Origin of the sequence: Campylobacter concisus (assembly GCF_902460875.1) — a bacterium.
Lineage (GTDB): Bacteria > Campylobacterota > Campylobacteria > Campylobacterales > Campylobacteraceae > Campylobacter_A > Campylobacter_A concisus_AA.
Window position 1 is genome coordinate 18,050 of the sequence record NZ_CABPVR010000010.1, and the last position, 26,822, is coordinate 44,871.

Below are 26,822 nucleotides of genomic sequence, written 5' to 3' on the forward strand. Positions count from 1 at the left end.
GATACCATTTTAATTATTTTTTCATATCTCATAGTAAAAATAGCGTAAAAAAGGGATTATTAAAGTAAATTTTTATCATAAATTTTAATATTTTAATTAATAATTTATTTTAAGGATATTACAATCCATTTAAATTTTATGCAAAAGGATGAGATGTGAAAAGATCCATTTTAAATAAAAAATGTATTTTGATAAGCGCGGCTTGTTGTGCTCTTTTGTTTGCAAATTCGCTAAATGCCAATGATCAAGAAAGTGGTAAATTTGGTGACATAAGTAGCTGGGAGAGCACTGAGTATAAAGCATACTGGGGACTAAAGCGTATAAATGCGGCTATCGCGTATGCTCTTGGAGTGACAGGTAAAGGTGTGACGCTTGGTGTTATGGACTCTGGCGCATTACTTAGCCACCCTGAACTTAGTGACGGTAGGATAAGCGCACTAAAAATTTCTGGCAGCTACTACAAAGACGGACAAAAATATCCAGACACTGAGCACGGCAACTCGCCTTATCTAAAAAAAGGAAGCACTGACAAAAACAAAGCTGACTTTGGCGACTTTAAAAAAGGTGAAAAATTTGAAGCTGATGGCAACTGGATCGCTGGTGTAAACGACTCGCACGGCACACACGTAGCTGGCACAATTGCTGGCTCAAGAGATGGCAATGGGATGCATGGTGTAGCATTTGGCTCAAAACTTATAGTAGGAAATACTGGCGGAACCGATGGTATGACATATGGACCAAACCAAGACTACAACTTCTTTTTAGCATCTTACGAGGGACTAGCCAAAGGTGGCGCAAGAGCTATAAATAATAGTTGGGGTTCAAACCGCAAATTTTATAAAGCTTATGAGGGAGCAACTGGATTTGATGGTGGCAATAGCTTAGATATAAAAGACCTTGACGCAGCCTATAAAAGCTACTATCCATTTGTCACAAATGGTAAAAATTTTATAGATGCCGCTTATGAAGTCGCCAAAAAATACGGCATCATTCAAGTCTTTACTGCCGGAAATAGAAATGGCATGAAAGAGTCATACACAAGAGCAATGCTTCCATATTTTCGTCCAGATGCTGAAAAATACTGGATAAACGTTACTGGAATGGCGGATAGCAATACACAATACTTTAACACCGCAGGACACTCAAAATGGTGGAGTATCGCAGCACCTGGTAAAAGTATAAAATCAAGCACAGTTGATCCTAAAAATGGAAACGCTGGTTACGATAGCTGGGATGGTACATCAATGGCAGCTCCACATGTCACTGGCGCACTTGGTCTTGTAATGCAAAGATATCCATATATGAGCAACTCTCAAGCAAGAGATGTTTTGCTAACTACCGCAAGACAAGTCAAAGATGAGTTTAAAAAGCCAACCGATACAAAAAGAATTTCTGGTTTTACTGCCCCACTTGGCGTACCTGATGAGCGCTGGGGCTGGGGAGCACTTGATATGTCAAAGGCTATGTTTGGACCAGGACAGCTATTAGGTGTATTTGATATAAGTCTAGACACAGATGATCTTTACTCAAATAATATCAGCGATGTAGCTATAAAATACAGAAAGACTGAAGATGAGGCAGAGGCAAAAATTTGGGCTAATCGCAAGGCTGAGCTTGAGAAAATGTCAAATTTAACAGCCGAGCAAAGGGCTGAACTTGATATAGGTAATGCTAGAGAAAAAGCAAGAGAACAAAGAGCTAGCGAAGGCTATGAAGGAACTCTTATTAAGAGGGGCCTAGGCACTCTAAAACTAGCAGGCACCAACTCATACACTGGCAAAACCATAATAAAAAGTGGCAAGATTACAGCACTAAATCAATCACTAAAATCAAGCGAAGTAGTAGTCGAAAATGGCGGTGCACTTGAGATTGTTAAAGAGATGAGTGTTAGAGAGATTGATAGAAATAAATTTTCTCAAAAGCTATCTTTTAAAGACGTAACTAGAAAAAGTACAAATGACGCAGTAAAAGCTACTATAAAAACAGGTGGTAGTTATATCATCTCAAATAACGCAGCAAATTTAAATCTAAAATTTGAAAAGAACTCTATCATAGATATAAGTAAGCCAGATGTAGATATCATGAAAAGACTATATGACGATAGCTCAAAGGCAAAAACTTATGCCGTAACTGGAAATTTTAGTGGCTACAACGACACTATCTCAAAAAAATACGCATTTTTTGACCTTATTAGAAATTATAGTGACAACAAGCTAGAGCTAACACTAAAAAAATCGAAAAATACAATAACAAGCATAGCAGCTAGCGACGGCCAAAAAAGAGTAGCACAGCTCATAGAGAGTACAGCTAGCAGACCAGCACTCCTTGCTTCGCCGTTTAGAAGTAGACCAACAGTCATCACGAGCGATCTATACAGACACTTCATCTACGCTACGCCAAAAGAAGCAAGTGATACGCTAAAAACATTTGCAAATAATGCAAATTTAGCTCAACATAATGCATTTTTACTAGAAAATATCTTGCTCAAAAATGCAATCATTAACCATGAATTTGATCCATTCAGCGCAAAAGCAATTGATGCGAGTGGCATGAAATTTTGGTCAAATACCATGGCTAATGCTATGAAATTTGATGATGTAAAAGCAAACTCACTCACTCAGCTTTTTGGATTTGACGGCAATGTAAATGATACTTTCACACTTGGTGGCGTGCTTGGTGCTGGCAGTGAAAAAGTAAAAGAAGATGGCGATGATGCTTATAAAACAAAAAGTACAAGCATCGGCATCTACGGAAAAAGCCGGATCGCTAGCACAAAACTAGACCTCGGTCTAATATACATAAAAGCAAAACGAAAAACACAAAATGGTGCCACGATCGTTAGCTTTTACTCAGATGAGCATGTAAAAAGCAAGGAAAAAGCACTTACTGCTTACGCAAATTTGGCACTAATAGCATTTAATAGTGCGAATTTCTCACTAAATCCTTATGTGGGCGCAAGCTATCTACGTATGAAAACTGATAGCACTAGCCAAAATGTAGGAATTTTTAGAATGGATGCTGATGAAAAAGCTAGAAATTTAGGTGTATTTAGCATAGGTCTAAACCCTAGTGTGCCATTTAGTCTTAGTAGTACAAAGATGAAATTTGAAGCTGATCTAGCCTACAATAGACTAGTTGGCGATACAAGACCAAATATCGGCGTAAATATCGCAAATGCTGGGTACTTGGAACTTGAAGGTAAAGAGGTACGCGATCTTGGCACAGCTAGCCTTGGTGTAAAAGCTAATGTTTATAAAAATATAAATTTAGGTCTATCTTACACAGGTGCTTTTGCTAAAGACGTGAAATCAAACAGCGTAAATGTAAAATTTGAAATTTTGTTTTAATAGGTAAATCATGCTCGCTACTTTAAATAGTAGCGAGCCATTAAATTAAAATAGTTGAGTGAAAGAAAAACCGTTTTTAGTAAGAACTTCTTTGATCTTTTCTTGATGCTCAAGACCCTTTGTCTCAAGTGTAATCGTAATACTTGCATCACCATAATCAAGCCTTGTCGAGAAGCGATCGTAGTCGATCTTCACAATGTTTGCGTTTGCTGATTTTAAGCTATCAGTTAGACTCATGAGCGCTCCTGGCTTATCCACAAGCGTTATTTGCAAAGTCATCTTGCGGTGAGACTTGATAAGACCCTTTTCAATGATGATAGAAAGTACCTGTACGTCGATATTTCCACCACTTAGCACCACGCCTATCTTTGCACCTTTTTTAAATTTGATCTTATCATGCATGAGTGCTGCCACACCAGCTGCGCCAGCTCCTTCCACAACGATCTTTTGCGTCTCTAGTAAAAACAAAATCGCAGTTGCGATCTCCTCGTCATCAACTTGCACAAACTCATCAACACACTCAATAATATTTGCCAGCGTGATCTCGCTCGCATCACGCACAGCGATGCCATCAGCTATGGTGCGGACTGATTTTGAGTTTATGCTCTTTTTAGCGCCGTAGCTATTAAACATCGCTGGAGCGCCTTTTGCACCGACACAGATTACTTTTGTCTTTGGATTAACTTGTTTTATACAGCTTGCCACGCCACTAGCTAGCCCGCCACCACCAACTGGGACGATGACTATATCAAGGTCGCTTATCTCATCAAGCATCTCAAGCCCAACAGTGCCCTGCCCCGCCATGACGTACTCGTCGTTAAATGGATGAACAAAGGTCATACCCTTATCTTTGGCATAATTAACTGCAAAAGCGTACGCCTCGTCAAAATTATCACCTTTTAAAATAACCTCTGCACCAAGGTCTTTCGTACCAGCAACCTTTAGAAGAGGGGTTGATTCTGGCATGATGATGCAAGCGTGTACGCCAAATTCTTTTGCGCTTATAGCTACACCTTGAGCGTGGTTGCCAGCACTTGCAGCCACGACACCACGCTTTCTCTCCTCATCACTTAGGCTAGCTATTTTATTGTATGCGCCTCTTATCTTATATGCGCCGGTTCGCTGTAAATTTTCCTCTTTTAGATAGATACTTGCTCCCAAATTTTTGCTAAGTTTTGCACTCAGAGCAAATGGAGTTTTATTTACAAAATGACCGATCGTAATCTTTGCTTGGATAATTTTATTTAGTGAAACCATTTATTTTTATTTTTCCTTTTTTAAATTATTCTTTTGCCCTTAGTAGCACGCCACACTCGATGTGATGAGTGTTTGCAAACTGATCAAAAATGGCAAATTTTATCACTTCATGGCTTTTACAAAGCTCTTTTAAATTTTCTTTTAGAGTCTCTGGATTGCACGATATATAGATGATATTTTTAAAATTTTTGATGAAATTTACAATACTTTCGCTTAGTCCTGCACGGGGTGGATCGACAAGAACATGAGAGAAGTTAAAGTCGTTTAAGCTTATATCTTTTAGCCTATTAAACTCCCTAACGCCAGTAAATGCGCTCATAAGCTCATCAGCATCCATTCGCAAAAATTTGATGTTTTTAGCCTTATTTAGCTCACAGTTTTTAAGGGCATTTGCGATCGAGCTCTTTGAAATTTCAGTAGCAAGTACATTATTAAATTTAAACGAAAGCGGAATGGTAAAATTTCCATGTCCGCAGTAGAGCTCAAGGAGGTCAGCACCGCCTTGCACACACTCTTTTGCCCAAGCTATCATCTTTTCATTTACGGCTCTATTTGGCTGGATAAATGCATTTTCAGATAGGCTAAATTTATAAATTTCACCACCAACGTCTAGCTCATCGATCAAATTTAGCTCACCACTTAGTAGCTTTTGTCCGCGAGATCTGGCAAGTATGGTAACGTCAAGCTTACTGGCTAGAATTTTCATAGCCGCCTCAAACTCGCCATCAAGCCTTTTATGATAAAGAAGCGTGACTAAAACACCGCTTTTACAAGATATAAATTCCACTCCAAAAAGCTTTGCGCGTAGTATTTCAATCTCTTGTAAGTTATAAAGCAAGCTTGGCATGAGATCTGAAATTTGCTCGCAAACCTTTGGACAATCATCTATAAAGACCTTTTTGCCCTTTTCGCTTGCATGCATCGTGTAGCTAAGCTTGCTGCCTTCGTGCCAGATGCCAAACTCAGCTCTTGTGCGGTAGTGTTTTGGCGTTGAGCTAAAAATATCAAACTCGCCATCATAAAACTCTGAAAAATTTTGTTTTACAAGGTCAGTTTTAAATAAAATTTGCTCATCATAAGGGGCAAAAAGAGTGCAAGAGCCGCACTCTTTTAAATAATTGCAATCCAAATTTATGCTTCTACTTTCTTTCCAACAAATCTAACTAGCGCCCAAATCGCTAAAAAACCACAAGGAAGCGCGATCCAAACGCTAAGACCAAGTGCAACTGGCAAGTAACCAACTAGCACACAAACCGCACAAACGCTAAGCGCATAGACCATTTGAGTCGATACGTGATCGATATGGTTACATCCTGCACCCATTGATGAAAGTATCGTAGTATCCGATATCGGTGAGCAGTGATCGCCAAAGATTGCGCCTGTAAGCACGCCTGAGATATTTACGATCATATATGCATGCATCGCATCGCCCTCTAGGCCGTAGTTTTTGCCGACAGCATAAGCTAATGGAATAGCTAGAGGCATCAAAATTCCCATCGTTCCATAGCTCGTTCCAGTCGAGAAGCTAATAAACGAACCAAGGATAAAAACAGCAACTGGCAGGATAAATTTAGGCGTTGAAGAGCTTAATAGATCAACCAAATATCTTGATGTGCCAAGCTCTTTGATGACAGCACTAAGGCTCCATGCAAGGAGCAAAATCACAACCGTAATTATCATAGTTTTCCAGCCTTTTACCCATGTGCTGATAGCCTCTTTTACGTCAAAAATTTTACGCCAAACACCCATTGTGATAGCTACGATACTAGCAAGTAGTGCTGCTTGAAATAGCGATGTAGCCGAGTCTGCCGCACCAAAAGTATCTTTAAAAGTAGAAAAAGCAAGCGGATTAGCGAGTGCATTTTTAAGAGCATCACCCTCAAGTGCAGCAAGGCCGCTAAAATAAAAACTAGTAAATGCACCAATGACCAGCACAAGAAGTGGCACAACAGCATTTGCAGCGCTTAATTTTACGCCCTCTTTTGGCTCAAGTGTTTTATCTTCAAGATCTTGGATTTGAGTTTTGCCCGAGTGAAGCTCGCCTCTTCTAGCACGTCTTTCAGCTAATAGCATTGGTCCGTATTCACGTTGCATCAAGGCTGTACAGACTATAAAAAATAAGATGAAGAGGTTGTAAAATCTATATGGAATTGTCTCGATAAATATAGAATAAGCGTTAATTCCAGTCTCTCCAACTAGCTCATAGCCCTTTTCAATGAGTGAAACCTCAAGCCCAACCCATGTCGAGATGATAGCAATACCAGCGATCGGTGCCGCAGTAGCATCTATAATAAAAGCTAGCTTTTCGCGGCTTATTTTAAATTTATCGCTTATTGGTCTCATGATTGGACCTACAATTAGAGCATTTGCATAGTCATCAAAAAACACAAAAATTCCCATTAGCCATGTTGAAATTTGAGCTGAAATGCCGCTTTTTGCTTTTTTACTAAGCCAAAGAGCAACCGCCTTTGTACCACCCATCTTTGTAATGAGTGCGACCACACCACCGATACAAAGCACTTGAAGCAAAATACCTGAATCAGTCTTATCCGCCATTGATTCAACGACCCTTGAAACGATACCTGTAAAGCCTTTTACGATACCCATAAAGATGTTTTCATTGATGATATTTATGAGAAATGTTCCGCTAAAAACACCTATAAATAGCGACAAGATGACGTCTTTTGTGATAAAAGCAAGTGCTATTGCCACAACAGGCGGTATAAGCGTGAATACGCCATAAATTTCAGCGTTTCTCTTTGCCACTTCTGGATCGACACCAAAAAGCGCAACGCTAAAAAAAAGTAATAATAAAATTTGTCTCACAAGAACTCCTTAAAATTTTTCTATCGCAAGTCCAGCCCAAGTCTGCGTGTTTGCCATGACTTCGACCCTGTTTATGTTGACACTTCCAGGCATATTTAGACAATTTACCAAAATCGTCGCGATATCCTCAGATGTGATGAAATTTGTATTTTCATAAAGGCTATCCGCCTTTGCCTTATCTCCCCTAAATCTAACCTCGCTAAATTCAGTCTTGCAAAGCCCTGGCTCGATGTTTGTGACTCTAATATTTGTACCGACTAGATCGTTTCTTAAATTTAAACTAAACTGCTTTACAAAGGCCTTTGTAGCGCCGTAAACGTTGCTTCCAGGATATGGCCATGAGCCAGCTGTCGAACCAATATTAAAGATATAGCCCTTTTCTTGCTTATAAAGTAGTGGCAAAACCGCCTTTGTCGAGTAGATAAGACCCTTGATGTTAGTGTCTATCATCGCCTCAAAGTCCTCTACTTTCGCATCTATTGTCTTTTCAAGTCCAAGCGCCATGCCAGCGTTGTTTACAAGCACTTCGATGTCCTTAAATTTATCAGGCAGGCTCTCTACCGCCTTAAAAACAGCTTCTTTATCGCGTATGTCAGCTACAATGATATGCGTATCGCCAAGCTCGCTTGCAAGCTTCTTTAGCCTATCTTCGCGCCTTGCAAGAGCGACTATCTTGTAGCCCTCTTTTGAGAGTCTTCTGGCGATCGCCTCGCCAAATCCAGATGTTGCACCAGTTACAAAAGCTGTCTTTTTCATGATTTTTCCTAATTGAAATTTGGTTTTAAACCCAAATTTTCTAAAAATTTGATCGTCTTTTCATTTTGTTCTTTCATGGCATAGTCAAGCGCATTAAATCCAGCGTCATCAGTGGCATTAATATCAGCACCATTATCCATCAAAAGCTTTAAAATTTCTGGCGTTGCATGAGCTGCTGCATGCATAAAAACGCTTCTATTTGTATGCTCTAGACCGCATGTATCTTCAATTTGCGTCATACCCAAATTTATCATATTCATCTTGGCATTTTCGTCTATGTAGCTCTCGTTTGCATTGGCGCCATTTTTTAGCAAAAGCTCGCAAAGTGGTTTATCACTAAACTGCACAGCATAAAAAAGCACACTTTTTCCAAAGAAATTTTTGTGATTTACATCGGCTTTATTTGCAAGTAAAATTTTTACATTTTCTATATTTTTTAAAGCAAAAAATAGCGGCGTCTCATCGCCCAAATTCACATCGGCCCCACGCCTTATGATCTCTTTTATCATGTCGCTACTTTTTTCGTTTAAAAGTGCGATATTAAGTAAATTTGTAAGCTCAGCGGTACTGAAATTTTTTGAGTAAAGTAAATTTGCCAGCTCATCGGAATTTATCCTTTGAGCCATTATATTTTGCTCAGGTGTTAAAATTTTAGCTTTATTTACACTTTTACCGACACCAAAAGTCAAAAACTCATTTACCACGCTAGTTGCGTAGTAAGCGGCACTTGGCGTATCAAGCCCCAGGCTTTCATAAAATTTCACAAGCGGAGTTTGAGCGTTTTTGTAAGCTTCGATAAATTTTTTATATTTTAAAAAATTAAATAAGCTCTCGTTTGCCCAGTATCTAAGATACTCCATTCTAGCGTCTTTTTCGCTCTCAGCAACCTCTGGTTTTGCAAGCTCTTTTGCGTAAAATTCAGGTGCGAATGACGCTTTTAGTAAAAGCCATCTAAACTTGTTTAAATTTTCTTTATAAACTCTATCACCAACGCAACTTTGAGACTCGCTTCTAATAGCCACACTCGCATCAAAAAGCTCTTTCACCTCTTTTAAGTTTAAAAGTGAGCCATCACAGTAAAATAACCCCTCATTCGTGTAAGCAAGATCGTTTGGAGTAGTTTTAAAGCTCTCTTTTTTAGCAAGATCACTGCACTCTAAAGCGTATAAATTTACCAAAGAACAAACGCTAAAAAAGAGAAAAAAAACTACTTTTTTCATCAAAGCTCCTTAAAATTTCGCGATATTGTAACAAATTTATATGCTAAACTCGCTTATTTCATTAAAATTTAGATATTTATAAATTTTATCTTTGTTTAAACTAAGACTTTCTCTTACTATATTTTTGTACTCATCGATGTTTGGTAAACGCCCAAGTAGTGCACAAACGGCGGCTAGCTCGGCACTTCCTAGATAGACCTTTGCGCCCATACCCATTCTGTTATCAAAATTTCTAGTCGAGGTAGAAAAGACAACGGCTTTGTCGTTTACTCTTGCTTGATTGCCCATACAAAGCGAACAGCCTGGCACCTCCGTCCTTGCGTTTAATCTTTTAAAGATTTCATAAACGCCTTCATCTTCAAGTGTGCTTTTATCCATCTTTGTCGGCGGTGCTATCCAAAGCCTAGTTGTAAGCTTGCTCTCACGCTCCAAAATTCTAGCAAGCGCTCTGTAATGGCCGATATTTGTCATACAGCTTCCCACAAAAACTTCATCGATTTTATGCACTCTTTTATTATCAGCTAAAATTTCACTTAGCGTTGCCACATCGTCTGGGTCATTTGGGCACGCCAAAATAGGCTCATCTATCTGCGATAAATCAATCTCCAAAATTTTAGCGTAGCTTGCGTCCTTATCGGCTCTTAAAAGCGTTGGATTTTCAAGCCATTTTTGCATTTTTTCTTTTCGTCTAATCAGAGTCTCACGGCTCTCATAACCAGCTTTTATCATCGCGTCAATTAACGCAACATTTGATCGAACGTACTCCACAACGCTATCAACGCTTAAATTTACCACACAAGCCGCGGCCGAGCGTTCAGCCGAAGCATCACTTAGCTCAAACGCCTGCTCTACTTTTAGATCCTCAAGCCCTTCTATCTCTAAAATTTTACCCGCAAAAACATTCTTTTTATCTTTCTTTTCAACACTTAAAAGCCCTTTTTTGATCGCAAAATAAGGTATCGCATTTACAAGATCTCTAAGCGTCACGTCCTCTTTTAGCTCGCCTTTAAATTTGATCAAAACTGACTCTGGCATATTTAGTGGCATCATGCCAAGCACCGCTGCAAACGCCACTAGGCCGCTGCCCGCTGGGAAGCTGATACCAATAGGAAATCTCGTGTGACTATCGCCACCAGTGCCCACCGTGTCAGGTAGCACCATGCGATTTAGCCACGAGTGGATGACGCCATCGCCTGGCTTTAGGCTCACACCGCCACGTAAATTTATAAATTTTGGCAAGCTCTCATGCATCACAAGATCACTTGGCTTTGGGTAAGCAGCCGTATGGCAAAAGCTTTGCAAAACAAAATCCGCGCCAAAACTAAGGCTAGCAAGCTCTTTAACCTCATCTCTAGTCATCGGCCCAGTCGTATCTTGCGAGCCAACAGTTAAAATTTCAGGCTCCACATAAGCTCCAGCTCTAATGCCAGCTACGCCGCAAGCCTTGCCAACCATCTTTTGAGCCAGCGTGTAGCCACCGCTCTGCTCTTTTGGCTGATCTGGCTTTATAAAAATTTGCTCCTCGCCAAGCCCCAAGACCTCTCTGGCCTTTTTGGTCACTTGGCGCCCTATCATAAGCGGTATCCTACCACCCGCTCTTATCTCATCACTTAGAGTATTTGGACTTAGTTTAAAATTTGCCACGAGCTTTTTCTCGCTACCAATAAGCTTATAAATTTCGCCTTTAAATGGATAAATTTCTATCTCATCGCCCATTTCTAACTCATTTACGTTTGCAACTATTGGCATTGCACCGCTATCTTCGGCAGTGTTAAAAAATATAGGAGCTATGGTAGTGCCGATCACGATGCCGCCCGTTTTTTTATTTGGCACGCCCTCGATCTCATCGCCAAGGTGCCACTGGATCGAGTTTATACCGCTCTTTCTGCTGCTGCCAGTGCCAACTACATCACCAACATACGCCACTTTTTTACCACGAGTTTTGAGCTCTTTTAAAATTTCTAGACCCTCAGGCATCTTTTTAACAAGCATTGCTTTTGCGTGAAATGGTATGTCGGCCCTTGTATAGGCCTCACTTGCAGGGCTTAGATCATCTGTATTTGTCTCACCAGGTACTTTAAAAACGACTGCGTTTATACAGGTTTCGATTGGCTTTTTATGCGTAAACCACTCTGCGTTCGCCCAAGAAGTAAGTACCTCTTTTGCAAATTTATTGCTACTTGCTAGCTTTACGATCTCGTCAAAATATTCATGCACCAGGATGATATTTTTTAGCTCATTTGCTGCAGCACGCGCAATATTTTCATCGCTATTTTTTAGCGCTCGCACCAAAATTTCCACGTTATATCCACCAAGCATCTTGCCTAAAATTTTAATAGCACGCATAGCATCAAGGCCGCTAACAGCAAGCCCGTCTATCACTTCACCAAGAAATTCTGCCTTTATCTTCGCTGCATCATCAACGCCAGGATTAATACGAGTTTCAAGCAAACTTATAAGAAATTTTAGCTCGCTTTGTGCCTTTTCGTCGCAACTAGACTTGCTGGCAAGTTTTATTAGCTCGCAAACTTCGCTTGTTTGCTTGGCATTTAGCGCAAGCGGTGGCACGCCCTCTTTTTCTCGCTCGCTCACGTGTTTTTCGTAGTCGGTAAAAAAGCTCATGAAATTCCTTTGTGGTTTTTGCTCGTTATTTTTAGTCTAAAATCGCTAGCTTTGCTTGCATTTTATCAAAAAGCAAAACAAACTAAAGTAAAATTTGCCCAAAATTTCAAATTTCAAGGAGCAAATGTGTCAAAAGCTTACCTAAAATCGCCTATCGGAATTTTAGAGATCGTTGCCAGTAAAAATGGAATTTGCGAGATAAATTTTGTAGATAAATTTGAAAAAATAGCGGTAAAAGATGAAAATTTAAAGCTTTGTTTGGATGAGTTAGAGGCTTATTTTAATGGTGAGCTTAAAAAATTTAGTGTGAAGCTTGATATAAAAACAACTAATTTTAGAGCAAAAATTTACGAGGCCTTACAAAAAGTACAATACGGAGAAACGACTACATACGCAGCTCTTGCACTTGCCGCAGGTCACAAAGATGCCTACCGAGCAGCAGGATCAGCAAATGCTAAAAATCCAGTGCCTATCATCATCCCTTGCCACAGAGTGCTAGCTAGTAACGGGCTTGGCGGCTATTCTGGCGGAGATGGTCTACCAACTAAAATTTGGCTTTTAGAGCATGAAGCAAAGTATAAATAGCTAAAAATTTACAGCAAAATAAAAGTCCGGCAAATTTTAAAATTTACAAACGAGCATATCACGGCTCTAAATAGAGTAAACAAGCTAGCCTAAATTTTTGCTTCGTAGTAATTTATGAAAATTTCCTAGCCCAAAGTGAGGCCAAATGGGGCTAGGTTTTGGATTATTTTTTAGCTACAAGAGCATTTTTTAGCACATCATCGATCGTATCTACGGCGATGATCTTCATGTCAGCTTTTACTTCGGCTGGGATATCTACTAGGTCGCGGTCGTAGTTCTTGCGAGGTATCAGGGCTGTTTTGATGCCAGCTTTGTGTGCGGCGATGAGCTTCTCTTTTAGACCACCGATAGGTAGCACTCTACCAGTTAGCGTAATCTCACCAGTCATTGCTATGTCGTGTCTTACCTTTGTATCGGTTAGTATAGATGCGATCGCAGTTGCCATCGTGATGCCAGCACTTGGTCCATCTTTTGGTACAGCACCCTCTGGTACGTGCAAGTGAAGATCGTAGCGCCTATAAACATCGCTAGCTTCAAGCTTACGCTTATCATCATCTAGTTTTGGCACGATAGCCATCGGTACTTTTATTTTTTTGTTGTCTATTAGCACTTTAACAACGCTAAATGCGATCTGAGCGCTCTCTTTCATCACATCGCCTAGCTGACCGGTGATTTGCATGCTGCCTTTACCCTGGATCCTGATAGCCTCGATCCTTAGCACGTCACCACCGACACTAGTCCACGCGAGGCCATTTACTAGACCAATCTGATCTTTTTTATCCGCTGGCTCGATCTCATAGACCTTTTTCTCTAAAAATTCTTTCAAATTTTTAGCTGTGACACTGATCTTGCCCTCGCTTTTTTTAATAAGGATATTTTTAGCAACTTTTCTTAATATATCAGCGATCCTACGGCGTAAATTTCTCACACCGCTCTCTCTTGTGTAGTCGCTGATAATTAGCTCAAGTGCCTCTTTGCTGATGCTAACATCGCTTGGTTTTAGCCCGTGCTTTTTAAGCTCCTGAGGCAATAGATACTTTTTAGCGATCTCAAATTTCTCTTGTGGAGTGTATGAGCTAAGCTCGATAAACTCCATCCTGTCGCGAAGTGCGGCTGGGATCATGCTCACGTCATTTGCTGTGGCGATGAAGATGATCTTGCTAAGATCGATGTTAAAATTTAGATAGTAGTCTCTAAATTTATTATTTTGCTCTGGGTCCAAAATCTCAAGTAAAACAGCGGTCGGATCACCTCTGTAGCTTCTACCAACCTTGTCGATCTCATCTAAAACAACCACTGGATTCATCTGCTTAGCTTCTATGAGCCCTTGCACAATGCGACCTGGCATAGCGCCTATGTAGGTGCGGCGGTGACCTCTTAGCTCGTTTACATCCTCAAGTCCGCCAAGTGCAATCCTAACTAGTTCACGCTTTAGCGCCTTTGCGATCGAGTTTGCAAGACTTGTTTTACCCACGCCTGGAGGGCCTGCAAAGCATAAAATGGCGCCGTTATTTACCTTTTCGCCAACACCTCTAAGCTCCAAAAGCTCACGCAATGCAAAATACTCCTCTATGCGCTCTTTTGGCTTTTCTAAGCTGTAGTGATCGGCATTTAGGTGCTTGCTCACTTCAGCGATAGATGACTTTTTCTTGGCTATGTTTTCAAATGGAATTTCAAGTACCCAGTCGAGGTAGCTTTGTAAGGTGTTCGCGTCGGCTGAGTCTGGGTGCATGCGAGAAAGTTTATCTATTTGTTTTTTGATCTCTTTGTAGGCGTCCTCAGCCATAAATTTCTTCTTCGCATCAAGCTTTTTGCGGTACTCTTCAAGCTCCTCTTCACGGCTCGTATCCGCTCCAAGCTCAGCTTGAATTTGCTTTAGCTGCTCTTTTAAAAAGTACTCTTTGTTTGTCTTGTCGATCTTTGAGTGAACCTTGTTTTTGATCTCTTTTTGAAGCTTGTTTGCCTCGATCTCTTCGATGACGTAGTCGATGAGCTTTAGTAGGCGCTGCTCTAAATTTTCTTCGACAAAAAAGCTATAAGCGATCTGTTTTTTTAGACGAAGCGCGCTTGAAACTAGGTCGCAAACTCTGATCGCCTCAGCGCTCTCTTCGATCGTCTTTAAAAGATCAGGTGGGAAAAAGTGGCTAAACTGCGAAAGCTCTCTTACTTTTTCTCTTAAAACTACGATTAGCGCGTCAGTTTTTACCTGTGATGGGCGCTTTACATGGAGCATATCAACGATACCACGGAGTGGATTTATGCCTGATTGTTTTAAAATTTTACCTTTGTCTATACCCTGAAATAGTACCTTCACGCGTCCATCGGGTAGTGGCACACGGCGCATTATCGTGCCGATCACACCAGCATCATAGATACCATCAAAGTCTCTAGCGCCGTCTTGCTGAGGCTTTGTGGGCACCACAAGGATCGGAGTCTCTTCTTGTATGGCGAGTTCAAGTGCCTTTAAATTTTCATCATCGCTTAAAAAAAGCGGAGTTATCATAAATGGATATAAAAATAGCTCGTCCTCAACGATAATGGGAATTTCGGTTGGGAAGCCTTTATTTTCGTTTATTTGCAAAATTTCTCCTATTCAAACAGTTTTCTATACCATGCTACATCAGGCTTGATAAGGTCAGAATTTCTAAACGGTGACTCTTCAAGTTTTTGCTCGTAAATTTTGGCCGAAACATCACGACCAGTCCTATTGTAAAGATCAGCTATTTGCATATCTAGGAAGTAAAGCGCGAGTTTGAATTTAATAAGCATAGTCTCAATAAGTGGCTTATATTCAGTATTTGGATACATATAAAGAAATTTCTCGATCTCTGTTACGCTATCTTCCATAAGCTTTTGGTTGCGGTTTGGCTGAGTAAATGAGTCAAAATTTGCTTTTATCTTTAGATACTGAGCAAACTCTGTTTTTGGGCCGTTGTCACCATATCTTTTGATGTACTCGTCAAGATAGTGATTTGCCATTAGATACTCTTCATCATTTGCGTGAGCTTGGGCAAGGATAAGTAAAATTTGCTCCAAAAGTGGGCTTGCTACGTGTTCGCTTGCCATTGAGACATAGTGTTTATCAGCCGCTTCAAGATCACCATCTTTTATATCAGCGATAACCTGAGCATACCACTCATCAGGAGTTAGATTGTAAAGCTCGGTATATTTTTCAGCACAACCACTAAAAAGCCCCAAAAGAGCTACAACTGCTAGAAATTTAGAAAATCTTTTCATGCTTTTCCTTAAAAAGTTTAAATCCTCGTATTCTACATTTTTTGCTATTATTTTTGTATAAATTTTTTAAAACTATGATAAAATACGGCAACTTTACAAAATAGGAGTTAGTATGATTTTTAGTGTTAAAAGCCCTATTTTAGGCTTTGAGCATATCAAAACGATGGAGTTAATTGAACTTGATAAATTTTTTGTTAAGTTAGCAAGCAAAGATGACGAGACATCTTTTACAATGATAAATCCTTTTGCGTTAAGAAGCTACGAATTCGATATTCCAAGCTATTATGAAGATCTTATGGAGATTAAAGAAAGCTCTCAACTTAGAATTTATAACATTATCGTTGTTGCACTCCCGCTTGAAAAATCAACTGTAAATTTTATAGCTCCTATCGTTTGCAATATGGACAATATGACCTTATCCCAAGTCGTTTTAGACATTGCCAAATATCCTCAGTACGGGCAAGCTGAAATGATAGAAAATTTTATACAAAAATAGTAGCTAAAAGCTTTTAAAAATCTAAGGAGAGATTTTTTATTGTTATTTAGAGGATTTGTTGTGAAGATAGCATACTTACTCTGTTTTATTGTCACGTTTGGTTTTTGTGCACCCAGAGCTTGTACGACAGCAGAAGCAGCATCTATTGGTTGTAGTGGAGCAAACTATTCTTGCTTTATAGACGCTGAAGAGTACCAAGACAACTCTTCTAAAAATATCCCACATTGCATAAGAAAATCTGATAGAACTTGGACAATAGATACCAATAGCTTTTCTTCAGGCTTAGCACAAGACCACTATCATATTTATGTTGAGCAATTTTCTCCATGGAATCAACGATCATTAATAGGTATGTGGGATGATCACTCTAAAGGCTTAAGACAAAGATCAATAAATGGAAATCTAAATACCAGAGCAAATGGAGATATAGCTACCATTGGTGCTACTATTATGATTCCACAATACGCTGGATATAATTTTGTTCCAGATCCATCTAACGTAACAAGAACATCATCTACAGCCGATAGAATATTTTTAGATACTGGTAGTTTTACGTCTAGTAATTACACACTTTGTCAAACAACATATATTTATAATCCTAGCAAGCATCCTTATTGTAAAAATTCATCCTCTTCCACATTTGATTTTAGTGAGAAAAATACCTTTATACAAAATAATTTAAAAGGTAAAAACGTAGTCTATGCCAGGCTTTATTGGGGTGGCTCTCTTTATCAAAACTGGGCAATAAAAAATCTTGGGTCAAATTTATATGTAAGTGCTTTAAATTACATAAAAGGATATAGCAGGATTGATTTTAAAGCTCCTGGAAAAAATGTAATCACAATAGATGCTGATCCAAAAGATGTCTTTTGGTTTGGCTCATTTAGTGAGTATAAACCAAAATCAATGACTCTTGAATCATACAATCAAAACGAGTCTAATAGCTACTATGTAAAGGCTGGAATAAACTACCAATATGTAGCAAGTGCTGATGTAACAGATATAGTTAGAGATTCTCTTGGTACTAGTGAGTCAGATAGGACATTTTATGCTGGCAATATCAGATCAACTACGATTCCCTTTAGTGATGAATTTATAGACCCAAATGATGGCATATATAAGGTAAACAACTCTACTAATAGAAAACTAAAAAAAACATACGGCACGCTACTATTCTCACCAGTTCAAGAGCAAAATGGTTACTGGATACAATCCATCGCACCACAATTTGCAGCTTGGAGTTTAGTCATCATTTATGACTTTGATGATAAAACCGCTGCAGCAAACAATATAGAGCCAAAGCTTGTTAGTATATTTGATGGACTAGAAAGACTTGCGGCGGACTGGATGAAGTCAAGCGATCCATTTGGTACTGTAAAGAGCTCAACCATAGATGTAAAATTTAAAAATATCTACACACCAAAAGCAGGAAATATAGATGCTTCGCTTACAATGTTTTCCTTTGGCGGCAAGCCAGAAACAAAAGGTGAAGATATCAAGATAAAAAAAGGTGGTAGCTATCAGAGTATCACCAGCGGATATAATGCACAAGGCGATCAGTTTAACTCAACTATGACAAAATTTGGGCAACTTATAAATCCAGGTAAAAAATTTCACTCTCAAGCAGACTTAGATATATTTGATATATCGGACAAAATGTCATATGCTCAAAAAGAAGTGGATATAAAATTTACAGTTACAACGATTAAAAGCTCAGGTGGTGCTAATGTCGTAAGTGCTGACCGTATAAATTTAGCTCTAGTTGGCTTTTCTTCTAGTATATATAAACCAGATGTTTGCTATATGGAATATATTTATGCAAAAAAACCTAGCGATAGTACTTTTACAAAGGTGCAAGAAAATACACCAACGGTAGTGCCAGCAAATACTATTTTAAAAACTTTCGTTGAAGTTACAAACAATACTAATGAAGCCGCCCAAGACTTTGCACTAAAAGCCACAATAGATCCAAGCCAAATTTATAATCCAAACTCAACTTACATTTACGCAGATAAAGCATCACAAGGGCCTAGTGATCTGCTTACTATGTCAGGACAGGTACACTATAACGACAACACAGGCTTGCAGCAATTAAGCGGAAATGACTTAACTTTTTATTTAGGACAAGGTGCGGCTGTAAATAAGGGTGGAGAAATGCTAATTCATCAAGGCAACTACGCTTATGCTATATATGAAACTACCCTTAAGTCTAAATTTGAGCCAAATAGTTACAAAGCTACAGTTGCAAATGCTGATATAAATTTACAGCCCTATGACACATACATAAGAAGATGTAGCAATCAAAACTACAACATTACTTTAGGCGTTAGTGCCAGTCCAAATAATTTCGTCGCAAGTAATAGACAAGACGATGGTTCAGCGACTTTTAAAACTAAATTTAAAAATAGACTTCTAACCAAAATCGTTTCTACGCCATTTGATGTCTATATCACAAACTATGATACAGATGGCAATAAAAAAGTACCAGATGCCCCAGTAGATGTAAAAGTAGAGTTGGTTGAGTCTTGCAGTGCTCCAACAAATTTATATGAACAAGATATAACATTTAATGGCGTAACTGATATTTTGTTGTCAGGCATTAGTATTGATAGAGCCTATAAAAGCGTAAAATTTAGAATTTCTCATCTTGATCCAGTGACAAATACTACAAAAGTTGAATGCAAAAAATTAGATGATTTTGCCATAAGACCAAGCCACTTTAGAATATGGGATACTAAGAAGAATACGATCAATAATAACAATGTTTTAATAGGCGGCAAAGTTTATAATAACATTGCTCTTGCGGCTATGAAACCTCTTGATAGTGGCTTAGCAAATGGTTATATAAATAACATAAGTGGCTCAAATGGAGAGATAAAACTTGTACCAGCATATAGTGCGACTTGCGATCCTAGCATTATAGAGAGCGAGAACAAACTAAGCGTAGATTTTAACGATCCAAATAAAGCATTGGGTAAAATTTTCCGTCACACATCAAGTGGACCTGTTGGCTTTTCTTACTCAGATATAGGCGATACATATTTTTATGTATTAGACAAAGACTATACAATAACTGATCAACATACACCATCAAGAGCTGATGATTGTGTAAAAAACTCAATTAGCAACGATCCATCACAAGACACTGCTCAAGAAGGAAGGATCGGATGCAATATAAAGCTAGAAGGTAATAGAGATTATTTATTTAGACCAAAAGATATACAAATAAGCAAGCTAAAGATAACAAAAGATAGCGATATAACATACCTTGATAATGAAGGCATACAAAAAGCAAAGCTTGACTTTGAAGTAACTGCTAGGCTGTTTAACGATGACCCTGCAAAACTTTATAATGAAGATTGCTATGCAAAAAATATGAACTTTGATATAAAGCTAGACAGAGTTCCTTTAAATTTTACAGATAACGATGGCAATGCCGGTACATTAGCAAAAGCAAATGAAGAAATTTTATTTTTTGAAATTCCTGGCTCAAATACTAGAAAAGCAATAGATCCAAGTGCTACAAAATCAACATTTTATGTAGAGAAAAATACTTTTGTAAATGGCGTAGGTAAAGGTGAAGTATATTTTAATTTTGAAAGAAAAGTAAATCATGCTAAAAATCCTTTTACTATTTCAAGTAATGATTTTAGCTTTAGCGGCATGTCAGATAGCACCGATACAGTAAAAAAATATGAAAAACCAGCAACAGAAACAACGGCAAAATTTTACTTTGGTAGGGTTTATGCACCATTTTACGAAGGGCTTTATAGCGGCTTTTATGCCAAAATTTATTATGGTGCCTACTGCGATGGATGCAATAAAAATATCTATATGAAAGATAATGGCAAACTGTGGCAAGATTTTCCAGCTGCACCATTTTGGGCTACCAATCCAAAACATAGTGCAGGAGTACTTAACTATCATGACTTTAGCTTTACAAACACTTACAGCGGTACTGTTTTAAGAAATGATGTAAGTAGCATAAGCAATGGCGAGCAAATAATTTTTATAAGAAACCCTTCGGCAGTTACTGATGTGGCTAAAATGAGAGCACCTAGCTGGCTTCTTTATAGTGAATTTGATGAGAAACCTGAAACAAATAATTTCAATCTAAATTTTCTAGTACCAAATGGCGAATGGGCTGGTAAAGTCCTAAAGAGCAATAACATAGACGATAAGACAAGTGGTGCGGTTGGAGGTTTTATAGGAGTAAAATCTAATAGTGATAGTAACCTGGATATAAGCGACAAGACAAACAGGAGAATAGAGTGGTAAAAAGAGGTGGCTTTTCATTGATAGAGCTTATCTTGTCAGTGCTTGTAGTAGCCATAGTAAGTGCAAGCTTGCCACTAGCAGTAAGAACTACTTCAAATCTAAGCGAGCAATCCTTAATGCAAGAAGGACTAATGAATGCTAAAACCTATATGTCATTAATATTAAAAGCACCATTTAGCGATCAAGTCTTAATAGCAGGTAAAAATACCATGCCATCATCTATAACGACCCAAGAGGCTATAATATTTCCACTTATTATCTGTGACCAAGGGGCAAATCCGGATTTTTATGAAAAAAGCGGTGTAAAAGGTGAAGGACATAGGATACTTGCATATCCAGTGCAAAATTCATCTGCATGTGCCACAAGGCCTAGTGATTCAAAGCTTCCAGAATCAATCAAAAGCGTAAATTTTAAAGTAAAATCTATCAAAAATTTCAATACTCAAAAATCCATCTCACCAACTGCCAGTACCACCAAACGCGACTTTATCATAGATACAGAAACGACTCCAACCATAACAAATGGAGCTGATAAATTTGTAGTTAGCACTCCTTTAAACGATAACGACGTTTTACAGATAAAGCTAGATACGACTATGAAAACTACAAAAGAGAGCAAAAGCGTACTTTATGGATATGCCTTTAACATAGGTGAAAGCAGTACTCTAAGTGTAAAAGAATGGAAATGAAAAAAACAAAAAAAGCTTTTACATTAATTGAGCTAATAATAGTCATCACCGTACTTGGCGTTATCTCACTTATGAGCTTTAACACGCTTATGAATTTATATCAAAACTATTTTCAAAGCAAAGTAATAAACGAACTAGAAACACAAAGCGAAATCGCTCTAGAGCAAATTTCAATACTACTTAGCCACAGAATCAAACAAAGCGTTATCGCTAGGAAAAAAAATGGAGATTATCTAGCTCTAAATGATAGTGGCGTAAATTTAAGTAGTGACTTTGAAATTTTAGAATTTATCCCAGCTGCTTATGAGCTATTTGATGGCATAAACGAATATAAAGGAGACGATACTAACGGAGATCCGATCATCAAAGAAGGCATATATAGTGGATATGTAGATCTTGCAAATAGTTCTATTGCAAATGGACTAAAAAGCCCTGGAAGTAAATTTAATGACGCTTTTAGGAACGGCGTAATGGACTTGACCTGCGAAAATGACAGCAATGAAGAAGATGTAAATAGCGGCTCTAGGTGCATAAACGCCGATAATGAAAATGGTGGTTTAGTGGCGATATTTTCTAGCATACTTTATAGAGTTGGTAGCAGCTTTGGCTATCAAGAAAATTTAGACCAAAGGCACTTAGACATCGCAAAAGTAGGCATACAATCAATCGACACGCTTAAAATTTCAAGTGATTTTAAAAATAAAAAAATTTCAGAGCAGTATAAGCTAGCTTACACAGCCATTGCCATAGCACCAGCTGAGCAAAGTGCCGAGGATGTACAAAACGGCTCTTTTGACCTTAAAATTTACTACAACTATAGGCCATGGCTAAATGAAAGCTTTAAAAAATTTAGCTCAACATCTACAAAGGCTATCAAAGCCGAAAGTGCGACACTAGCTAAACATGTAACAAGATTTGTCTTTACAGAAAAAAATGGAGTCATCGCGCTAAAGCTCTGCCTTAAAGCAGAAAAATCAGAAATAACCATTTGCAAGTCAAAGGCGGTTTATTAATGAGAAAAGGATTTACGTTAATAGCAGCGATATTTTTTCTAGTTGTAGCAGCTTCTATCAGTACTCTTGCCCTTTCGATAGCTAGCACATCAGCTAGACAAAGTAGTGAAATTTATCTAAGAGAGCAAGCACAACTCGTTGCTCAAGCAGCAGCAGAGTATGCAATGTTTGAAATTTTTAGAACTGATTTCTCAAATAAATGCCTAGATAAAGTAAATGGAGAATTTAACGATATGTTCGACTTTAAAGTAAAAATAACTTACTTTGGCGATATCGGCATATGCACTCCACCGACCATCATGCCAGGAACAAACGGAGTCGCAAGTACTGGCAATATGATCTTTGATGTTTTTGTAACATCAAAAGATAAAAAAACGCCAAATCCTATAAATTTTCATAAACGAACTCTTCAGAAACTTTAAAATTTTATAAAGATTTTAGTTTAATTTGTTTTTAGTTTTAGCGTGTTATAATCATCTTACTTTCTATAAAGGAGATTACGATGAACATAAGCATTGTAGGAAAACAATTTGAGCTAACAGAGCCAATCAAAAACTATATCCAAGACGCTTTTGATACGCTTGGCAAATACAATCTCGACATCATCTCAGCAAGATGTGTTGTAGCAGCCGATGAAAAACAAGGAAAAAAAGGCTTTAATGCAGAATTTTCTCTAAATATGGCCCATAAAGACACCATAGTCGTTCGCCAAAAAGATAAAGACCTTTACGCTGCGATCGATCTTGCTATCGAAAAAGCATCAAAAGTTTTAAGAAGAGAGCATGATAAGAAATTTACTGTTAAAGGCAAGGCTGACGACAAAGAATTTCGCTCAAGAATAGGCGAAGAAAAGATCGAAGGTGTTGAAGAAATCGTGCCTATGGAGCTTGAAATTTATAAACCACTTGAAGTTGAAGAAGCACTTGATAAACTAAAATCAAGCGATAAACAATTTTACGTATTTAACGATGTTGACGCAAAAATGCGTGTAATCTACAAAAGAACAGACGGAACTTTCGGTCTTTACTAAAAATAGGGGCAGCTTGCCCCTAAAATTTATACCAATCTACTATAAATTTCTTCCTATAGTCCAAAACCCTGCTTACAAAGACTGCTACGCCAGCAAATGGCTTTAAATTTTCAAAAATAGAATAGATATCCTTGCGTGAGATAGACGTAGATACAAGAAGGCTTCCCTGTAAGCCATTTTAAGAAGATCTTGGCGAACTAAATTAGGTCACAACCGATGAATGGTAAGGCAAAGAATTACATGCCATAAAAAAGCGGGTGTTTTTCTTAAACATAATCTAGATGTAGAATTTTATTTTATAGACTGAGAAAGCGTAGATAAATATAACAAATGGCATAGCAGAGCAAACAAACTAAAAATATACTTGATAGCGTCAGAAATTTTTAAAGATAAAAGAGAAACAAAGCCCTCTCTTTGATTTTTAAAATATCAAATAGCTAAAAAATACTATCTATTTCTCTAAATTTTCACTAGTTTTTGGTCTAAAGGCCTTATTTATCTTTCTTATCCAAATGATTAGCGAGATAAACAAGATAAAGTAAAATACATAGCTAGCTACCGGCCAACTAGTATCAGTGCCGCTTTCTTTTAGCGAGATGACATTTCTAAATTCTTGAAGCATAGAAATTCTATATCCATAATATTTTACAGTTACGTTTTTATCGCTATTTGCAAAGCCTTGAGCCTTGGCTTGTACATCAGCTGAGTTAAATTTAAAATAAAACGGAAAACCCCATGCAGTATCTTCATTTCTATAAGCCATGACTTTATTTGAATTATTAGAATCTTTAGCGTAGATAAAATAAACATCTCTAGTAGGGCCATCTGCCGGATTTTTAGCGTCGATGATGCCATCTTTGTCCATACGTTTGACATCGCCACCTGTGATTTGCACATTTGCATAGTGTGGAAACGAATAATCAACTACAAGAGCCAAAAAAGAGTGTAAGAGTACGATAAAAATAACGCAAATTCTTTTAAAAAATGTAATCATTTTTTTTCCTTTTAAATTTGCGTTATTTTATGAAAAGATAGCTTAATAAAGGGGCAAAATACCCCTTTAGTTTTAAGCTTTTTTATTAAGCATAAATTTTAGAAGTTGTGCAAGGAAGCTGATTCCACCGATTATTAAAATCGTATCGCCAATCATTCTTACCCATCTTAAATTTTGTAAGTGTGATTGTTGTAAAAGCTCAGCGCTTCTTGCATACCACATGCCTTGCTCTAGGCTTGCAAATGCTTGATAAATTCCTATTGGAAGTAGTGAAAGCACGATCATTAGCATAAGGCCTATATTTAAGCCCCAAAAGCCTACTTTCATAAGTTTCTCATCAAATTCTTGACCTTTAAATAGATAAGTAGCTACTAGCCAAACAAATCCAAGTGCTAAAAATCCATAAACACCAAATAGCGCAGCATGTCCGTGAACTGGAGTCGTATTTAGGCCTTGGATATAAAATAGTGAAATTGGAGGATTGATTAAAAATCCAAATACACCAGCACCTAGCATATTCCAGAAAGCAACTGCGATAAAGCAGTAAAGTGGCCATTTTAATGTCTTAGCCCAAGTTTGAGCAAACTGAAGTCTATAATGCTCATAAGCTTCAGCGCCAAGCAATACAAGAGGAACTACCTCAAGTGCTGAGAAGCTAGCGCCAACTGCCATTATAGGTGTTGTAGTACCCGCAAAATATAAGTGGTGGAAAGTTCCTGGAATTCCGCCCACTAAGAAAAGTGATGCACTCGCAAGTGTTGAAAACGTAGCAAATCTCTTTGAAACAAGACCAAGACTAACAAATACAAAAGCAAGTGAAGCGGTAGCAAAGACCTCAAAAAAGCCTTCAACCCAAAGGTGTACAACCCACCAGCGCCAGTATTCCATCACTGGAAGCGGACTTCTTTGGCCGTAAAATAATCCTGCTCCGTAAAATAATCCAACTGCAACAGCTGAAGCTGCAAAGATAGCAAGTAAATTTTTATCACCTTTATTCTTAAATCCGCCGATAAATCCGCGAAGTAAAAGTAGCATCCAAATAACAAGGCCAACAAATAAAATAATTTGCCAAACACGTCCAAGCTCGATATATTCATATCCTTGGTGTCCAAACCAGAAGCTTAAATTTATAGGCATAATATTTGCGATCGCTAAATACTCGCCAGCAAAACTGCCAACCACAAGGATTAGTAGTGCATAAAATAGCAAATCTACGCCAAGCTTTTGGAATTTTGGATCTTTACCGCCATTTATAATAGGTGCTAGGAAAAGACCGCCTGCTAAAAATCCTGTCGCAATCCAGAAGATACTAGCCTGAATGTGCCATGTTCTAGCAAGTGAATAAGGGATATAAGCTGATAAATTTATACCGTAAAACTCTTGTCCTTCGACTGTATAGTGAGCCGTAAAGCCACCTATTAAAATTTGGAATGCAAAAAGAGCCAAAGTCACAAAAAGATATTTTTTAAGAGCTTTTTGAGATGGAGTTAGGCTTAATTTACTAAGTGGATCTTCGCTAATAGCTTCCAACTTTTCATCATCTTTTTTGCCATAAAAAGAGCTAAACCAAACAAGAAATCCAATGCCAGCAATAAGTATTACAACACTTGCGATTGACCAAAAAATATTTTCGCTTGTTGGTACATTATCGATTAGTGGCTCGTGTGGCCAGTTGTTTGTGTATGTAGCATCACTATTAGGTCTGTTTGCTGCAGTTGCCCAGGCTGACCAGAAGAAAAAGTTATTAAGATCATCTCTATCAGAAGCATTTGGAAGAGTATTTTCTTTCATCGCATAAGCTTCTCTTAAAGATTTAAACTTAGGGTCATTTCCAAAAAGTGATGAATACTCTTGGCTTACTTGTTTCATAGCCTTTAATCTATCGCTACTAAGTACGATCTTATCGTCTTTTACGCCATTTTCTCGGTACTCTTTTTTAAGTAGAACTTTTAGATTTGCCTTTTGCTCATCATTTAAGTCAGCATATTTTGAGTGATAAATTTCATCTGCTTTTAACTCTAAAAATATAACTAACTCTTTGTGAAGCCAGTCCGCACTCCAATCAGGTGCTTGATATGCGCCGTGTCCCCAAACAGAGCCAACTTGCATACCACCTATGCTTTGCCAGGCCTCTTGACCTTTATAGATGCTCTCTTTGTCGATCACGACATTGCCATTCTCATCTGTAAAATTTACAACTGGTGGCGAGCTTCTATAAACCTCAACGCCGTAGTAGCCTAAAATACTAAAGCAAATTACTAGTACTGCAACAAGTGCTAGCCAATACTTTTTGTATTCACGCATTGATTCTCCTTTTTTTAAAAATTTTAAGGCGAAGTTTATCTCATTTTAAAAAAGCAAATAATGACATATGTCAACAAAAGGAGAGAATTTATCCTATTAGATTTATAAGAATTTACAAGATATGTAAATTTTTCATAATATATATGCAAAATTTACATAGAATTAATA

General features: G+C 38.0%; 18 protein-coding genes. 8 read left to right on the plus strand and 10 right to left on the minus strand.

The window, feature by feature from the left end; all coding sequences use genetic code 11:
• The first annotated feature begins 155 nt into the window (after positions 1-155).
• Positions 156-3,347: a S8 family serine peptidase gene (locus F3H01_RS07335; protein ID WP_149725326.1), complete on the plus strand. Its 3,192-nt coding sequence runs from the start codon at positions 156-158 to the stop codon at positions 3,345-3,347.
• Positions 3,348-3,392: 45 nt separating this feature from the next.
• Here the strand turns inward: F3H01_RS07335 and ilvA are convergent, their stop codons facing one another.
• Genes ilvA through F3H01_RS07365 form a run of 6 tightly spaced genes read right to left on the minus strand, consistent with a single transcriptional unit; the run spans position 3,393 to position 12,028 of the window.
• Complete coding sequence (ilvA, locus tag F3H01_RS07340; protein WP_021090937.1) at positions 3,393-4,604, minus strand: threonine ammonia-lyase; 1,212 nt, start codon at positions 4,602-4,604, stop codon at positions 3,393-3,395.
• Positions 4,605-4,629: 25 nt separating this feature from the next.
• Positions 4,630-5,733, minus strand: a complete 1,104-nt coding sequence (trmA, locus tag F3H01_RS07345; RefSeq protein WP_087585655.1) for a tRNA (uridine(54)-C5)-methyltransferase TrmA — start codon at positions 5,731-5,733, stop codon at positions 4,630-4,632.
• 2 nt (positions 5,734-5,735) lie between these two features.
• Positions 5,736-7,430 (minus strand): Na+/H+ antiporter NhaC family protein, encoded by a 1,695-nt coding sequence (locus F3H01_RS07350; RefSeq protein ID WP_103641583.1) that lies wholly within the window; start codon positions 7,428-7,430, stop codon positions 5,736-5,738.
• 9 nt (positions 7,431-7,439) lie between these two features.
• Positions 7,440-8,186, minus strand: a complete 747-nt coding sequence (locus F3H01_RS07355; RefSeq protein ID WP_149725327.1) for an SDR family NAD(P)-dependent oxidoreductase — start codon at positions 8,184-8,186, stop codon at positions 7,440-7,442.
• 8 nt (positions 8,187-8,194) lie between these two features.
• Complete coding sequence (locus F3H01_RS07360; RefSeq protein ID WP_149725328.1) at positions 8,195-9,406, minus strand: ankyrin repeat domain-containing protein; 1,212 nt, start codon at positions 9,404-9,406, stop codon at positions 8,195-8,197.
• A 36-nt stretch (positions 9,407-9,442) separates the two neighbouring features.
• Positions 9,443-12,028, minus strand: a complete 2,586-nt coding sequence (locus tag F3H01_RS07365) for a bifunctional aconitate hydratase 2/2-methylisocitrate dehydratase (protein ID WP_149725329.1) — start codon at positions 12,026-12,028, stop codon at positions 9,443-9,445.
• Between the two features lie 126 nt (positions 12,029-12,154).
• On the opposite strand from F3H01_RS07365, the gene F3H01_RS07370 reads away from it, so the two are divergent.
• The gene (locus F3H01_RS07370; RefSeq protein WP_149725330.1) at positions 12,155-12,613 is read left to right on the plus strand and encodes a methylated-DNA--[protein]-cysteine S-methyltransferase; all 459 of its coding nucleotides are present in this window, start codon (positions 12,155-12,157) and stop codon (positions 12,611-12,613) included.
• 163 nt (positions 12,614-12,776) lie between these two features.
• Here F3H01_RS07370 and lon read toward each other — a convergent pair whose 3' ends face one another.
• Together lon and F3H01_RS07380 are read right to left on the minus strand one after the other, a co-directional pair.
• Positions 12,777-15,194: an endopeptidase La gene (gene lon, locus F3H01_RS07375; protein WP_149725331.1), complete on the minus strand. Its 2,418-nt coding sequence runs from the start codon at positions 15,192-15,194 to the stop codon at positions 12,777-12,779.
• An 8-nt stretch (positions 15,195-15,202) separates the two neighbouring features.
• Positions 15,203-15,850: an outer membrane protein assembly factor BamD gene (locus tag F3H01_RS07380; RefSeq protein ID WP_072594822.1), complete on the minus strand. Its 648-nt coding sequence runs from the start codon at positions 15,848-15,850 to the stop codon at positions 15,203-15,205.
• 112 nt (positions 15,851-15,962) lie between these two features.
• Between F3H01_RS07380 and fliW the strand changes: the two genes are divergently transcribed.
• The 6 genes from fliW (at position 15,963) to hpf (ending at position 23,356) form a co-directional block, all read left to right on the plus strand.
• Complete coding sequence (fliW, locus tag F3H01_RS07385) at positions 15,963-16,346, plus strand: flagellar assembly protein FliW (RefSeq protein WP_054196362.1); 384 nt, start codon at positions 15,963-15,965, stop codon at positions 16,344-16,346.
• 60 nt (positions 16,347-16,406) lie between these two features.
• Complete coding sequence (locus F3H01_RS07390; RefSeq protein WP_149725332.1) at positions 16,407-20,624, plus strand: hypothetical protein; 4,218 nt, start codon at positions 16,407-16,409, stop codon at positions 20,622-20,624.
• A complete protein-coding gene (locus F3H01_RS07395; protein ID WP_103560577.1) occupies positions 20,618-21,313 on the plus strand; it encodes a type II secretion system protein in 696 nt (231 codons plus the stop codon). Before F3H01_RS07390 ends, F3H01_RS07395 begins: the two co-directional genes overlap by 7 nt.
• On the plus strand, positions 21,310-22,326 hold the full coding sequence (locus F3H01_RS07400) for a type II secretion system protein (protein WP_223155390.1): 1,017 nt from the start codon (positions 21,310-21,312) through the stop codon (positions 22,324-22,326). Before F3H01_RS07395 ends, F3H01_RS07400 begins: the two co-directional genes overlap by 4 nt.
• Complete coding sequence (locus F3H01_RS07405; RefSeq protein WP_072594818.1) at positions 22,326-22,748, plus strand: hypothetical protein; 423 nt, start codon at positions 22,326-22,328, stop codon at positions 22,746-22,748. The genes F3H01_RS07400 and F3H01_RS07405 overlap by 1 nt, the downstream gene beginning before the upstream one ends.
• Positions 22,749-22,828: 80 nt before the next feature.
• On the plus strand, positions 22,829-23,356 hold the full coding sequence (gene hpf, locus F3H01_RS07410) for a ribosome hibernation-promoting factor, HPF/YfiA family (protein ID WP_087579818.1): 528 nt from the start codon (positions 22,829-22,831) through the stop codon (positions 23,354-23,356).
• A 451-nt stretch (positions 23,357-23,807) separates the two neighbouring features.
• On the opposite strand, the gene F3H01_RS07415 is transcribed toward hpf, so the two are convergent.
• Both F3H01_RS07415 and F3H01_RS07420 read right to left on the minus strand, forming a co-directional pair.
• On the minus strand, positions 23,808-24,350 hold the full coding sequence (locus tag F3H01_RS07415) for a DUF1523 family protein (protein WP_149725334.1): 543 nt from the start codon (positions 24,348-24,350) through the stop codon (positions 23,808-23,810).
• Positions 24,351-24,422: 72 nt separating this feature from the next.
• A complete protein-coding gene (locus F3H01_RS07420) occupies positions 24,423-26,654 on the minus strand; it encodes a nitric-oxide reductase large subunit (protein ID WP_103576753.1) in 2,232 nt (743 codons plus the stop codon).
• Between the last annotated feature and the right edge of the window lie 168 nt (positions 26,655-26,822).